The organism is Natrinema versiforme JCM 10478 (genome assembly GCF_000337195.1).
Taxonomy (GTDB): domain Archaea; phylum Halobacteriota; class Halobacteria; order Halobacteriales; family Natrialbaceae; genus Natrinema; species Natrinema versiforme.
Window position 1 is genome coordinate 136309 of record NZ_AOID01000051.1, and the last position, 13979, is coordinate 150287.

Consider the following 13979-nt stretch of genomic DNA (forward strand, 5'->3'; position numbering starts at 1 on the left):
GTTACCGCTCGAGTCCCTGGACCCGCTCGCCGTCGGCCGTCTCGGGGAAGATCTTCCCCGGATTGAGCGTATCGGTCGGATCGAGCGCCCGCTTGATCGACCGCATGGTCTCGACCGCGCCGGCCCCGTGTTCCGGCTTGAGGTACGTCTGTTTGCCCTCGCCGATGCCGTGTTCGCCCGTCGCGGTCCCGCCCAACTCGATCGCGAGTTCGACGATCGTCCGGTACAGGTCCTTCCCGCGCTCGACCTGTTCGGGGTCGTCGGGGTCGGCGAGCACGCCGTAGTGGAGGTTGCCGTCGCCCGCGTGGCCGTAGCAGGGGACGAGGAGATCGCACTCGTCGGCGAGCCGTTTCGTCTCGCGGACGACCTCGGGGTAGGAACTGATCGGGACCGTCACGTCGCCGGGATGGAGCGGCTCGAGGTCGGGATCGTAGCTCGAGACGGCGTAGGCCATCTCCCGGCGCGCTTTCCAGAGCTTCGCCATTTCGGCGTCGTCATCACTCATCTCGAAGCGGTCGACATCGTGGTCCTCGAAGATCGTCCGACAGAGGTCGATCTCCTCGTCGACGCCGTGGTTGGCGTGGAACTCGAGGAAGACCATCGGCGCGTCGGGCAGGTCGCTGCCGAGGTAGTCGTTCGCCATCGTCGCGCTCAGCCCGTCGACGAGTTCGATCCGGGCGACGCCGACGTCGGTCCGGACCGTGTCGAAGACGGCCTCGGCCGCGTCGTCGAGGGTCTCGAAGATCGCCCGGCCGCCGCGGATCTGCTCGGGGCGGCCCGCGAGTTCCAGCGTGGCTTCGGTGACCACCGCCAGCGTGCCCTCGCTGCCGACGATGAGGTCGGTCAGGTTGTAGCCGCTCGAGGTCTTGCTCGCTCGCGAGCCCGTCTCGATGACGGTGCCGTCGGCGAGCACCGCCTCGAGACCGAGCACCCAGTCGGCGATCTCGCCGTAGCGGACCGTCTTCATGCCGCTCGCGTCCGTCGCGATCATCCCGCCGATCGTCGAGATATCGCCCGAGGAGGGCAGCGGCGGGAAGAAGAGTCCGTCACCGGCGACGTGCTCGTCGACGTCCGAGCCGATGATCCCCGGGCCGACATCGATCTGGAAGTCGTCGGGTCGGTAGTCGACCACGCTGTCCATGCGCGTGAGATCGAGGCTGATTCCCCCGTGGGCCGGAACCGCGTTTCCCTCGAGTCCCGTGCCCGCGGCATAGGGGGTCACCGGAACGCCGCGATCGGTCGCGGCGGCGAGGACCGCTGACACGTCGGCCGTGGACTCGGGCCAGACGACGGCGTCCGGGAGCATCCCCTCGTCGGTTCGCTCCGTCCCGAAATCGGTGGCGTGGGACTCCAGTCGCCCGGCGGCGAACGAGATCTGATCGTCCGCGAGGTCGAGTTCCTCGAGGAACGAACAGTCGTGTGTCATACCACCACGTTAGTCACCGGCAGTATCAACGTTTCCCACTGATTCGCACGCTGAACGCGGGTGCGGCGACGCGGGACGGCCCGCGGGCGACGGTGCGATCACGCCCCGCGGTGGCGCGTTCCAAATGGATTCGTCAGCAGACACTCGAGGACGGTCAGGCGCGGACACTCGAGGACGCACTCGCCACGCTCAATCGAATACTACGGACGCCGCGAGCGAAACGACGACCGCGACCGCGAGGGCGACGAGGATCCCGAGGAGGGGGTCCGGTTCGTCGAGGGCGAACCCGGTAGCGAGCATGCTGATACCGCCGAGTTCCATCCCGAGACCAACCAGACCCGTTCGTGTACCGCCGCCCGCGCGACTGGCGGTTTCGGAGAATCCCAACTCGTCGTCTACCTCGTTCTGGGCGGCGGTAAAGCGGAGAAACCACGGGAGGAACAGCGACGCCCCAGCACCCGCGAAGACGCCCGCGATCGCGCCGTAGACGATACTATCCAGCGCGGTCATCCCCACGGCGGTAAAGGCGACGGCGTTCATCACCGCCGATCCGCCGCCGATTATTTTAAATACGCGATCGTCGACGTCCGAATTCGAGACCGACATAGACAGCAAATTTACTGTTGGTAAAAAATAATGTTCCGATTTCGGGCCCGGGTACGAGCGAATGCGAGCGTCGCCACTACCGTTCGGCTGTCGACGAGTCTACTGCCGGCGAGGGAACGCCCACCGCGAGGCGACCCGGCAATCGTGTGCGGACGGCCGCAAGCGGCGAGGGACCGTCAGTGTGGAGGCCGTTCGCTCGAACGGACGGAAACGGTCCAATTTTATGTGAGTGCATAACGCTGTCAATGATGATGATAGTTTATCGCGCGACTCGAGGGCGATCGCGGAGGGGAGCACTGTGACCGTCGAACTGGATCTGTTGGTGCGTCTCGGCGACTACGACCGGCCACAGGGCGTCGCCGAGCGGGCCGTCCAGGCCGAGGAACTGGGCTTCGACCGGATCACGGTCGGCGAGACGACTGGCTGGAACATCGTGCCGCCGCTGACGCTGGCGGCCGAACGGACCGACGAACTGGGGATCTCCAACGACGTGATCTCGCCGTACGGGCGCACGCCGTCGATGCTCGCCCAGACCGCGCTGACGATGCAGGCGGCCGCCGACGGGCGGTACCGGTTCGGGATCGGCCCAAGCTCGCCCGCGATCACGGAGCGCTGGCACGGTCAGGAGTTCGACCGGCCGCTCCGGCGCACCCGGGAAGTGATCGAGATCATGCGAAACGTCTACGAGGAGGGGAATCCGGCCTACGAGGGCGAGATCTTCGATATCGCCGGGCTGGGTTACGAGCGCGGCCCCTCGGAGAATCCGCCGCCGATCGACGTCGGCACCCTCGGCCCCAAGGCCACCGAGATGGCCGGCCGCTTCGGCGACGGCTGGGCCCCGCAACTGTTCACGAAAGACGGGCTTCGGGAGCGGCTCGAGGACTTAGAGCGGGGTGCCGAACTCGCCGGCAAGGACCTGTCGGACCTGCGGGTCGCGCCGATCGTCCGCGGCGTCGCGAGCGAGGACCGCGAGGCGGCACGCGAGAAGGCCCGCGGGACGATCGCGTTCATGCTCGGTGCCTACGGCCCCTACTACGGCGATTCGGTCGCCGAGCAGGGGTACCCCGACGTGGTCGAGGAGATCCGGGCCGCCTGGGACGACCGGGACACCGACGCGATGGCCGCGGCCCTGCCCGACGAGGTCCTCGACGAACTGGCCTTCGCGGGCACCCCCGACGAGGCCCGCGAGTGGCTCGAAGACTACGGCGAGATCGAGGGCGTCGACGCCGTTCGGGTCGGCTTCGTCGACGGGATGACCGAAGACGACAAGCGGACGACGATGGAGGCGGTCGCCGACCTCGCCTGATCGCCCGCCGTCGCTTCGTGCGGTCGGCTCGTCGGGCCGCGGCCGCTGTCACCACCGACGTGACATGCGGCGTGGTATTTCGATTGGACTCACATGTTGTATATATACGTTCCGGCCCCTATCGGAGGTATGATCCCACTGTTAGGCTCGCCGGAGAGCCTCACCGCGTTCGGCGAGGACGCCGATGCCGTCGATACGGCGATGGATCTGCTGGCCGACAAGCGACGCCGCGCGGCGCTGCAGTACCTCGCAGAGACCGGCGGCGACGCCACGCTCACGGAACTGGCAGTCGAGATCGCCGCCCAGGAGGCCAGCGCGGATCCGAACGCGATCTCGGACCACGGCGATGTCTCCTCGCGGGACCGCCGTACGGTCCAGGTCTCGCTCCATCACACCCACATTCCGAAGCTGCAGCACGCCGAGGTCGTCGAGTACGATACCGAGACGGAGACGATCGAACTCACCGACCGCGGGCGGACCCTACTCGAGCGCCGAGAGGCGATCGAGGGGCCCTCCGGCTGATCGCAAACCACATTTCTCGAGCGGCGGAGACTCGCTCAGTCCAAGCTTCGGGCAGCGACATCCGTGAGTCCCCATCTCTCGGCGCGGGCCGGCTTCGCTCCCGTCCAGCTCAGGGCTCGATCACGAGTTTTCCGAGGAAGCTGTCGTTCATGACCGCCCGCTGGGCCTCGGGTGCTTCCTCGAGGTCGTACGACTGTGCGACATCGATCGAGAGATTGCCGACGTTCATGAGATGGGCGACGCCGCGCAGCGGGACGCGCAGGTCCGGCGTATTGAACATGCTCATGAACTGGTAGGAGACATCCTTCGAGCGGGCGGCACCGTCGTTCGTGAAACCGGGATCCGGACTGTTTTCCCCGATGCCGATGACGCGTGCGCCGGTCGCGGCAACGTCGGCATCGAACTGCAGGTAGTCGTCGAGTCGGTGGTCGAGTACCACATCGACGCCGCCGTCCGAGGCGTCGCGGACGGCGTCGGCGAGGTCGTCGCGCGCGTAGTCGAGTACCGTCTCGGCCCCGTAGTCGGCGAGCGCGTCGTGGTACTCCTCGGAGGCGGTGGTGGTGACTCGCGCGCTCACGGCGGCCCCGATCTGGACCGCCGCGTGCCCGACGCCACCGGAGCCGCCGTGGACCAGACAGTGTTCCGCGGGCTCGAGGTCGGCGTGATCGACCAGCGCGCGCCACGCGGTGACGGCGGCGACGCCCGCGCCGCCGGCCTCGGTCAGGTCCGCGCCGTCGGGGAGGTGGACGACGCGGTCGGTCGGGACCGTCGCGTACTCCGCGTAGGCCCCCTGCGAGGAACCGTTCCCGATGCCGGTGCCGTAGACGCGGTCGCCCGCCTCGAAGCCGTCGACGGCGGCCCCCGTCTCGGCGACGGTGCCCGCGATGTCGACGCCGGGAGTGAACGGAACGTCGACCGGCGTGTACGACCCGTCGCGGAAGTAGGTATCGACGGGGTTGACGCCGGCCGAAGCCACTTCGACCAGTAGTTCGTCCGCGGCCGGGTCCGGCCGGTCGATTTCGTCTACCTGCAGTACGTCCGCGTCGCCGTGCTCGTGAAGGCGTACAGCTCGCATCCTACTCGATGGCACGCAGCGGGACCGTAAAATGGTATACGTGACGGCAGGGCGGACACCACACTGCAGGCGACACCCACCCGTCACATCGCAATTCCGGCTTCCGCTGTCCGCTGTTGCACCAGCAAGTGCAATCCTTGTCTGCACGAGCCTCCTCCTGTCGATATGAGCGAATCAGATCAGCAGCCGCTCGAGAACACCACAGTCGGCATCTTCCTCGCCGCGGAGGGCACCGAAGAAGTAGAGTTCACCGAGCCGAAGGCGACCGTCACCGACGCCGGCGCGACCGTCGACGTGCTCGGCGACGAGCCCGGCGAGGCCCAGACCGTAAACAACGACCTCGAGGAGAGCGACAGCTACGAAATCGAGAACTCCTTCGAGGACGTTTCAGTAGACGACTACGACGCGCTGATCGTTCCAGGCGGGACCGTCGGCGCGGACACGCTCCGGACGAACGAGGCCGGCATCGAACTCCTAGGACAGCACCTCGAGGCCGGCAAGCCGGCGGGCGTGATCTGTCACGGGCCGTGGACGCTGATCGAGGCCGACGTGGTCGACGGACGGCAGCTAACGTCCTACCACAGCCTGCAGACCGACGTCCGCAACGCCGGCGGTGAATGGGTCGACGAGGCAGTCGTCGTCGACGACGGACTGGTGACGAGTCGGAATCCGGGGGACCTCGAGGCGTTCTGTGAAACGATCGTCGACGAGTTTGCGTCAGCACAGCGCTAACGCCCACGGACATCTGTAATGGCATGCAGTGTTGGATGGTAACGGAACAGTCTCGATTGAGCAGTCGACAGACGGTGGCGCGCGCTGTCAGCTGACCGAGCGCTAGCGAGGTCGGCTGATGATGCCGTGCGAGGGATGAGGACCGCAGCGACCCGTGGGAGCGAGGACCGCAATCGGTTGGGGAGGACGAGGAGACTCCGTGCCGCCAGAATGGGAGGGCACTCCGTAGTATTCTCGTCACTCTACATCGATCAGTTCAGCTGAGAATGGTGCAGTGGATTCCGGTGGGATGTGTGGATCAAGTGTCCTGCTACCGTGGCAACAGGGAATCGCCACGTCCTCCCCAACCGATTCACTCACTCACAGCGTTCGTTCGCTCATCCACCGGAAGACGCGTCGCGACTTCCGGGCCATTCGCTCACGGGTTCGCGAAGACCTCGCACGGCATCATCGGCCGTCCTCGCTTACGCTCGGACGGCCCATAGCGCGCGCCACCGCATGGTAAGTGATTGATCGGAGCAATACTGAGATCGCCGAAATCTGCAGTAACAGTCAGCGGAACGTCCGAATACCGAACGACCTCGTGTCGAGTCCTATCGAACCGCTTGCGTCGCGTCGGCCATGATCTCGAGCGCGTCCTTCAACTCCTCCGTCCCGGTCGCGTACGACAGGCGCGCGTAGCCCTCGCCGTTCGTGCCGAAGGCATCGCCGGGGACGACAACGACGCCTCGCTCGAGGACTTCGTCACACCAGCCGTCGGGGACCTTCGGCATCGCGTAGAAGGCACCTTCGGGAGTTGGCACCTCGAGGCCGGCATCGGTCAGCCCGTCGAGTACGAGATCACGGCGCTGTTCGAACGTCTCGACCATTTCCTGGACCGGCTCTTGGGGACCGGTCAGCGCGGCCTCGGCGGCGAACTGCGCGGGCGCGGAAGCACAGGCCTGGCCGTACTGATGGACCCGGAGCATGCGCTCGATGCGGCGATTGGAGCCGAGGACCCAGCCGAGCCGCCAGCCGGTCATCGAGTAGGTCTTCGAGCAGGCGCTGACGACGACCACGTTGTCCGTCTCGGCGAATTTCAGCGGCGAGTGGTGCTCGCCCTCGAAGACGATATGTTCGTAGACCTCGTCGGAGATACAGAGGACATCGTGTTCGTCCGCGATGCGGGCGAACTCGCGCATGTCGGCCTCGCTCTGGACTGCGCCCGTCGGGTTCGCGGGACTGTTGACGATGAACGCCGCCGTGTCCTCGGTGATGTTCTCCTCGACTGTTGCCGGGTCAAGGGTGAGGTCCTCCCGGAGCCCGACCGGCTTCGGCGTGCCGTCGGCGATGTGAGTCAACGCGTCGTAGGAGACGAAACCGGGGTCCGGGAAGATGACTTCCTCGCCGGGATCGACGTGGGCTTCGAGCGCGAGGTGCAACGCCTCGCTGCCGCCGGACGTGGCGATCACGTCTTCGGGGTCGACCTCGAGGTCGTAGTCGCGGTCGTACTTCGCCGCAATCGCCTCTCGGAGCTGACGGATTCCCTTGTTGGAGGTGTAGGCGTCGGCCCGCCCGGACTCGATCGCTTCGATCGCGCCGCGGCGAGCGTGGGCCGGCGTCGGGAAGTCGGGCTGTCCGAGCCCGAGGTTGATCGCGTCGTCGCCCGCGGCCTCGAACACTTCCCGGATGCCGCTGATCGACACCTGCTCGACTCGGCGTGCGAATTCGGTCATGGCTACACCGGGGTTGCCGACCCCGATAACTCTTGATGTGTTCGCCAGTCGCGTCAATCCGCTATCAGAAGCCGTGAGACTCTTGTCTACGAGACTAACAGTGCCACAAGGAATATGCCCTTCCTCTCGAGTTTTGGGGTAATGACGACATCTCGACGATCGCTGCTCGCCGCGGGCGCGACCGGGACGATCGCACTGACAGCGGGCTGTCTCGACTTCGTGCTCGGCAACGGACCGCTCGAGTTCGATTCCGACCGCGTCGCACCCACCGACGGAGCCCTCGAGGAGACCGGCTACGACGAGAAAGAGGTCACCGAGGAGACGATCGATCGCACCGTCGAACTCCCCGCCGGCATCGAACGCGACGTGGAGGCGTCGATCTGGACCTCGGTCTACTCCAAGCAACTCGAATACAGGGGTCAAGAGCGCGAAGGCAGCGCCTTCGCGGCCGTCTCGATCCCGGGAATGGAGGTCGCCGGCCGCTCGGTCAACCCGCTCGACGACATGTCGAACGAGGAACTGCTCGCGGAGTTCCTGAACCAGATCGACGGCGAGCGCGGCGAGATCCGTAACATCCAACACGAGGAGTCGTTCGAACTCTCGATTCTGGACGGGGCACGCGAAACCGACGTGTTCATCGGCGAATCGGAACTCGCGGGCGAGCCGATCGATATCGAGATCAAGATCACGTCGTTCGATCACGAGGACGATCTGCTCGTCTTGCTCGGGACCCTCCCCAAGATGAACACGAAGGAATCCGCGAACGTCGAGGTGCTGATGGAGTCCGTCGAGCACCCGGTCGATAGCTAACCTGTCCCCTGCGCGCCGTCGTCTCGAGTCGGTAGTGACGACGAACGGTTCTGTTCTCTCGAAGGCGTCTTGCCCAGTGCAGCGACTCTCAATCCGAGAGACCAGCCGAAAGAAGGGACGGATCGAACGGCGGAACGGCGAAGCGGCGTTAGTAGAACTCGCGAACGAGATCCATCGCGTCCTCGGGTGCGCCGTCGGGAATCTCGGACATGTCCTCGGTCACGCCGTGCTGTTCGTGGTACGGCACGGAGTTTTCGTCCTGATACAACACGCCTTGATACTCCTTGTCGGCGTCGAGGATGACTTCCTTGGCGGCCTCGTAGTCGGTCGGGTCGTGGCCCTCCTCCTCGAGGTCGACGAGGCTGTCGCGGAAGTAGTCGTAGGTGTCGACGTCGTTGAACGTGACACACGGACTGAAGACGTTGACGAAGCCGAAGCCGTCGTGCTCGATGGCTTCCTGGACGATCTCAGCGTGGCGCATCGCGTCGGAACTGAACGACTGCGCGATGAAGGACGCCCCGGAGGCGAGTGCCAGTGCGAGCGGGTTGACCGGCGGCTGCTTGGGACCTTCGGGGGTCGTGCTGGTCTCGAAGTCCGAGCGCGAGGTTGGCGAGGCCTGGCCCTTCGTCAGGCCGTAGATGCGGTTGTCCATGACGACGTAGGTCATGTCGACGTTCCGGCGGACGGCGTGGACGAAGTGACCGGCACCGATCGAGTAGCCGTCACCGTCGCCGCCGGCGACCATGACCTCAACGTCGGGACGGGCCATCTTGACACCCGTACCGACCGGCAGGGCGCGACCGTGGACTCCATGCAGCGCGTAGCTGTGCATGTAGGTCCCGATCTTGCCGGAACAGCCGATCCCGGCCACCACGAAGGTGTTGTCGGGATCGTTGCCGGTGTTCGCGAGGGCTTTCATCATGCCGTTCATCGTCCCGAAGTCGCCGCATCCGGGACACCACGTTGGCTGCTTGTCGGACTTGAAGTCGGTAAATCGTACGTCGGAGCTCATTATGCTGGCACCTCTTCGGCGAGTTTGTTACTAATGTCGTCTGCGAGTTCGTCTGCCTTGAATCGAACGCCCGTGTACTTGTTAATGCGTTTCACACGGGTAAGTACGTCGTGTTCGATCACGTCGGCGAACTGCCCGGTCGCGTTACACTCGACGACGACCGTCTCCTCGGCGGCCTCGATCTCCTCGGTCAGGTCCGGCCGCGGGAAGATATAGGGCACCGAGATGACGCGAACGTCGATCCCGTCGTCCTTGAGGTAATCGAGCGCTTCGATGAGCGCCCCCTCGTTCGACCCCCACGAGATGATAAGGTTGTCTGCGTCCGGGTCACCGAACTCGCGGTAGTCCCAGTCCTCGTTCTCTCGTGCGGTCTCGACCTTGCGGTTTCGCTTGTCGACCTGGTGGACGCGCTCGTCTTCTTCCTCGGTTCGGCGGCCGAGCTCGTCGTGCTCGAGGCCGGTGGACATGTGGGCGGCGTCGGTCGTGCCGGGGATGGCACGCGGGCTGACGCCGTCTTCGGTGACGGCGTGGGCGCGGAAGTGACCCTGTGCGTCGAGCCACTCGTCGACCTCGTCTTCGTCGACGAGTTTGCCGCGGTCGATCTCGACTTCGTCCATGTCGAAGGCTTCCGGCGGGAACGTCTGCTCGGTGACCGACATCGCCAGATCCGAGACCAGGAAGACCGGCGTCTGGTACTTCTCGGCGAGGTTGAAGGCCTCGACCGTCTTCCAGAAACACTCGGTGATCGAGGTAGGGGCGACGACGAACCGCGGGACCTCGCCGTGGCCGCCGTACAGGGCCATATTGAGGTCGCCCTGTTCCTGTTTCGTCGGCATCCCCGTGGAGGGACCCGAGCGCTGGACGTCGGCGATAACCAGCGGCGTCTCGCTGGTCGCGACCAGTCCAAAGGTTTCGGTCATCAGGTCGATCCCAGCGCCGGATGTCGCGGTCATGGCTCGAGCACCAGCGCGTGCGCCGCCAAGTGCCATGTTGATCGCCGACAGCTCGTCTTCGGCCTGGACGACGTGGCCGCCGTAGTCCTCGATCCGTTCGGTCAGATACTCCATGATCGACGTCGCGGGCGTGATCGGATAGCCGGCGTAGAAGCGACAGCCGGCCGCGAGCGCGCCCATCCCGATCGCCTCGTTCCCGTTGAGGAGGACGTAATCGTTGTCCGTCGTGTCGATGTTATAGCCGAGGCGGTCCAGGTCGTAGTTCTCCTGGACGTATTCCTGTCCCGCGCGGGCGGCTTCCTTGTTGTTCTCGACGATCTTCGAGCCCTTGCCGCCGAATCGCTTCTCGAGTGCCTCGTCGAGGTACTCGACGTCGAAACCGGTGATCTCACACGCGGCACCGAGCGCGACGATGTTGCGCATGATCGCGCCGCCGGCCTCCTCGGCCAGCGACTTCAGCGGGACGTCAACCGCCGTCATCTCCTCGGGAATCTCGGCGTCCCACGAGCGCTCGCCGTCGTAGATGATGGCGCTGCCCTCGTGGAGTTCGTCCAAGTTCTCGTCGATCGTTCGCTGAGTGAGCGCGACCAGGATGTCGAGTCGGTCGACGACGCTCTGGACCTTGTCGACGGAGGTCCGAATCTTGTAGGCCGTGTACCCGCCGCGGATTCGGGACGCGAAGTCTTTGGAGGTGAATACGTGTCGTCCGGCTCGAGCGAGTGCCTGAGCGAAGATCTTACCCGTGGAGTCGATGCCGTCCCCGGCCTCGCCTCCGACCGCCCAGTTGAGGTCCTCAGCCATGTTGTCCTGAGCCTTACCCCCCATAAATGAAAAGGCTTCTGAAACCCCAACCGGCCGATTGAGACGACGACTGATATATTCGGCAGAGGCAAACACGACGATTAGTCGTTACTAATTGCGGAGGTGGTGGTATTACCAGAAAGAAACGGTGATGCGGAGAATTTGTAACTGACTTCCGAGTTACCGTTCGGCTTTCCGAATAGGTACGAAAGCCGACCCGTCCCCGGTAGCGGAACGGAACGCCTTTTCAATCAGCCGCCGAACGAATTCGACATGGAAGGGACGCCAGTCACCGTCGAATCAGTCAGCGAAGTCGGCCCCGATACCGTTACGCTCGAGCTCGCGACGCCCGACGGGTTCGATGCCTTGCCGGGACAGTTCGTCTTGCTCCGAGCGGCACCGGACGATGAGGTTCTCTCTCGTCACTACACGCTCTCGTCGCCGTCGGTCGGTGAAACGTTCGAACTCACCGTAGGCATCGATCCCGACGGCGACCTCTCGCCGTGGCTCGCGGCCCTCGAGGGCGGCGAAACCGTCCACGTCGACGGCCCGTTCGGTCGGATCACCTACGAGGGCGAGGACGACGTCGTCGCGGTCGCCGGCGGCCCGGGGGTCGGCCCCGCCGTCGCGATCGCCGAAGCGGCCCACGACGCGGGACACGACGCCGTCGTGATCTATCAGGCTGACGAGCCGGCCCACACCGAGCGCCTCGAGGCGCTCGCGGACGCGGGTGCGACGGTCGTCTTCGTCGATGGGGATGCGGACGACGAACTGGCGGACGCGATCGCGACCCACCGCGAGGACGGCCAGCTGTACGCCTTCGGCTTCGACGGCTTCGTCACGGCCGTCGCCGACGCGATCGAGGATGACGGCGGCGACGCCGACGACGCGCTGATCGAGAACTTCGGCTGACGGCGCTGCCGGCGGCCCCGCTATCGGGCCGGGCTCGAGTCGGCGAGGACGGACTCGCTCTTACTCTCGAGGATCCTCGGACAGTCCCAGTTTCACGAACGCGAGCGCCGCCCCCAGCAGCGCGGCGTTCTTCGCGAAGTGGAAGAATTCCTGTTGTCGCAGTTCGGGATCGTCGACCGACCAGAAGTCGTGCATCAGCGGTGTCGCGCCGACGAAAAAGGCCGCGACCGCGGCGGCCGACGCGGCGGGGACCCGCCACAGCGCCACGCCGATCCCGCCGAACAGGAGCCCGCCGCTCGTCGCCGGCACCGACAGCGACGGCATCGGCGCGTTCTTCGACTCGGCGTACTGGACCCGCTCCTCGAGGTTCCGGAGGTTGTCCACCGCCATGAACGCGAGGACGGCACCGAACAGAACCCGTCCGAGTCGGAACGGCCCGCTCGAGGCGATCGAGTCCTCGTCAGTCGCCGTTCGATGGAGCGTTCCGCCCGCGCTGTCCTGTCTGTCCTGTCGCGTCTCGCGCTGGAAGGAGCTACGCATACGGCGGCGTAGGCCCGCGACGGGTTTCAGTACGGCCGTGACATTTGCGTGTCTCTCGAGCAGTGACAATCGCGGGAAATAACAGGTTAGAAACTGTGACAAAGGTGTTTATCCCTCATCGTGGTGGGATGGTGTATGCGCCGACGCGACCTCCTCGCCGGCACGACCGGTGCGATCTGTGGACTGGCCGGCTGTACGGGTTCGACGTTCGAACGGCTCCAGTCCGAACGCCCAGCCGCCGACGACGAGTCCGCCGACTCGAGCAGCGGAACGGGCCAAGACACTGGATCGGAAGCGGACGAGTCGATCGTCGTCGGCGACCCCGAGGAGGTGCCGTTCCCCGCCGCGCACCCGCCACACGAACTCGAGTTCCGGAACGAGGGAGAGACGGACCGCACGGTCTCCGTCGAGATCACGACTGACGGCGGCGATGGGAGTGAAGACGACAGCAGAGGTGACAGTGACGACGGAAACGACGACCGAGGCGATGACGCGTTGCTCGAGCGCGATCTCGACATCGCGGCGGGCGAAACGCACCACCTCGTCCTCGTCGAGCCGCGGTCGTACACGGTTACGGTGATCACGAGTAGCGACGGCGGCGCGAGTCAGTCGACCGTGACCGACGGCGTCGATCGGCGGCCGTTCGACTGTACCCGCTCGCGAACGAGCATCTCGCTCAGCGGAACCGGCGTGCAGACCGAATCGACCTCGGCCTCGATCCCCTGTCCGGTCCCCGAAGTCACGGATACATCGCTCGAGGCCGGCGAGGGGGTATGTGCGGGCCGGACCGACCGTGACGGCGCGACCGTCGAATTCGCGGGCGAAGCCGTGATCGTCGACGGCGAGATCGGAACGCCGACGCCCTGCCACGAGGTATCGCTCGCGGACGCGACGTACGACGAGCGCCGCGACGTGCTCACCGTGCCCGTCGCCGTCGGCGAACAGGGAGCGGAGAACTGCATCGACTGTCTCGGCGTCGTCGACTACGAGGCACGGATCGACCTCGCGGGGCGCTATCCCGACCGCGTCGACGTGACCCATCGGAACCGCGACGAGGAGCAGCGGGTTACCGTCGCCGAGTATTCGGCGGACTGACGATCGAAACCCGGCAGCAAATCGTTGCGGTTCCGGCGGCCCGAATCAGTGCTCGACGAGTTCGATCAGAATCCCGCCGGTATCGCGCGGATGGAGGAACGCCACCGAGTGACCCCACGCGCCCGGTCGCGGCTCCTCGTCGATCAGCGTCACGTCGTGGCCGCGGACCGTCTCGAGGGCCGCCTCGAGGTCGTCCGTCGCGAGCGCGAGGTGGTGGACCCCCGCCCCGTTGTCCTCGAGATAGCGCGAAATCGTCCCCTCCTCGAGCGGCTCGAGCAGTTCGAAGTAGCCGTCGCCGCAGTCGAGGAAGACGACGCGCATGCCGTCGAACTCCTCCTCGTGGGCCACCTCGAGGCCGAAGAGGTCGCCGTACAGCGCCGCGAGGTCCTGTGCGTCGTCGGTCGCGATGCCGGCGTGATCGAAGTGCATCGGCCCCTACTCGGACCGACGGCCGTGTTATTGTTGTGATTTTTC

Annotated in this window: 14 protein-coding genes; 6 read left to right on the forward strand and 8 right to left on the reverse strand. The window is 65.6% G+C overall.

The window, feature by feature from the left end; all coding sequences use genetic code 11:
* Position 1: 1 nt before the first annotated feature.
* Both C489_RS17050 and C489_RS17055 read right to left on the reverse strand, forming a co-directional pair.
* Positions 2-1426, reverse strand: coding sequence for an FAD-binding oxidoreductase (locus C489_RS17050; RefSeq protein WP_006432583.1), 1425 nt, complete (start codon positions 1424-1426; stop codon positions 2-4).
* Positions 1427-1615: 189 nt separating this feature from the next.
* Positions 1616-2032: a hypothetical protein gene (locus C489_RS17055; protein ID WP_006432584.1), complete on the reverse strand. Its 417-nt coding sequence runs from the start codon at positions 2030-2032 to the stop codon at positions 1616-1618.
* A 298-nt stretch (positions 2033-2330) separates the two neighbouring features.
* On the opposite strand from C489_RS17055, the gene C489_RS17060 reads away from it, so the two are divergent.
* Positions 2331-3338, forward strand: coding sequence for a TIGR04024 family LLM class F420-dependent oxidoreductase (locus tag C489_RS17060; protein ID WP_006432585.1), 1008 nt, complete (start codon positions 2331-2333; stop codon positions 3336-3338).
* A 129-nt stretch (positions 3339-3467) separates the two neighbouring features.
* A complete protein-coding gene (locus tag C489_RS17065; RefSeq protein WP_006432586.1) occupies positions 3468-3860 on the forward strand; it encodes a DUF7344 domain-containing protein in 393 nt (130 codons plus the stop codon).
* 109 nt (positions 3861-3969) lie between these two features.
* Here the strand turns inward: C489_RS17065 and C489_RS17070 are convergent, their stop codons facing one another.
* A complete protein-coding gene (locus C489_RS17070) occupies positions 3970-4935 on the reverse strand; it encodes an NADPH:quinone reductase (RefSeq protein ID WP_006432587.1) in 966 nt (321 codons plus the stop codon).
* A gap of 165 nt (positions 4936-5100) precedes the next feature.
* Between C489_RS17070 and C489_RS17075 the strand changes: the two genes are divergently transcribed.
* Positions 5101-5667, forward strand: a complete 567-nt coding sequence (locus C489_RS17075; RefSeq protein ID WP_006432588.1) for a type 1 glutamine amidotransferase domain-containing protein — start codon at positions 5101-5103, stop codon at positions 5665-5667.
* A 593-nt stretch (positions 5668-6260) separates the two neighbouring features.
* Here C489_RS17075 and C489_RS17080 read toward each other — a convergent pair.
* Positions 6261-7382: a pyridoxal phosphate-dependent aminotransferase gene (locus tag C489_RS17080; protein ID WP_006432589.1), complete on the reverse strand. Its 1122-nt coding sequence runs from the start codon at positions 7380-7382 to the stop codon at positions 6261-6263.
* Between the two features lie 141 nt (positions 7383-7523).
* Between C489_RS17080 and C489_RS17085 the strand changes: the two genes are divergently transcribed.
* Complete coding sequence (locus tag C489_RS17085; RefSeq protein WP_006432590.1) at positions 7524-8192, forward strand: DUF6517 family protein; 669 nt, start codon at positions 7524-7526, stop codon at positions 8190-8192.
* Between the two features lie 148 nt (positions 8193-8340).
* Here C489_RS17085 and C489_RS17090 read toward each other — a convergent pair whose 3' ends face one another.
* Both C489_RS17090 and C489_RS17095 read right to left on the reverse strand, forming a co-directional pair.
* Entirely contained in the window at positions 8341-9204 is an 864-nt protein-coding gene (locus C489_RS17090) for a 2-oxoacid:ferredoxin oxidoreductase subunit beta (protein WP_006432591.1), read from the reverse strand.
* Positions 9204-10958 (reverse strand): 2-oxoacid:acceptor oxidoreductase subunit alpha, encoded by a 1755-nt coding sequence (locus C489_RS17095; RefSeq protein ID WP_006432592.1) that lies wholly within the window; start codon positions 10956-10958, stop codon positions 9204-9206. The genes C489_RS17090 and C489_RS17095 overlap by 1 nt, the downstream gene beginning before the upstream one ends.
* 273 nt (positions 10959-11231) lie before the next feature.
* On the opposite strand from C489_RS17095, the gene C489_RS17100 reads away from it, so the two are divergent.
* Positions 11232-11870, forward strand: a complete 639-nt coding sequence (locus tag C489_RS17100) for a ferredoxin--NADP reductase (RefSeq protein ID WP_006432593.1) — start codon at positions 11232-11234, stop codon at positions 11868-11870.
* 60 nt (positions 11871-11930) lie between these two features.
* Here the strand turns inward: C489_RS17100 and C489_RS17105 are convergent, their stop codons facing one another.
* Positions 11931-12410 (reverse strand): DoxX family protein, encoded by a 480-nt coding sequence (locus C489_RS17105; protein ID WP_006432594.1) that lies wholly within the window; start codon positions 12408-12410, stop codon positions 11931-11933.
* 135 nt (positions 12411-12545) lie between these two features.
* Here C489_RS17105 and C489_RS17110 point away from each other — a divergent pair, with 135 nt between their 5' ends.
* Positions 12546-13505, forward strand: coding sequence for a hypothetical protein (locus C489_RS17110; protein ID WP_006432595.1), 960 nt, complete (start codon positions 12546-12548; stop codon positions 13503-13505).
* 45 nt (positions 13506-13550) lie between these two features.
* Here C489_RS17110 and mce read toward each other — a convergent pair whose 3' ends face one another.
* Positions 13551-13934, reverse strand: a complete 384-nt coding sequence (mce, locus tag C489_RS17115; RefSeq protein WP_006432596.1) for a methylmalonyl-CoA epimerase — start codon at positions 13932-13934, stop codon at positions 13551-13553.
* Positions 13935-13979: the final 45 nt, after the last annotated feature.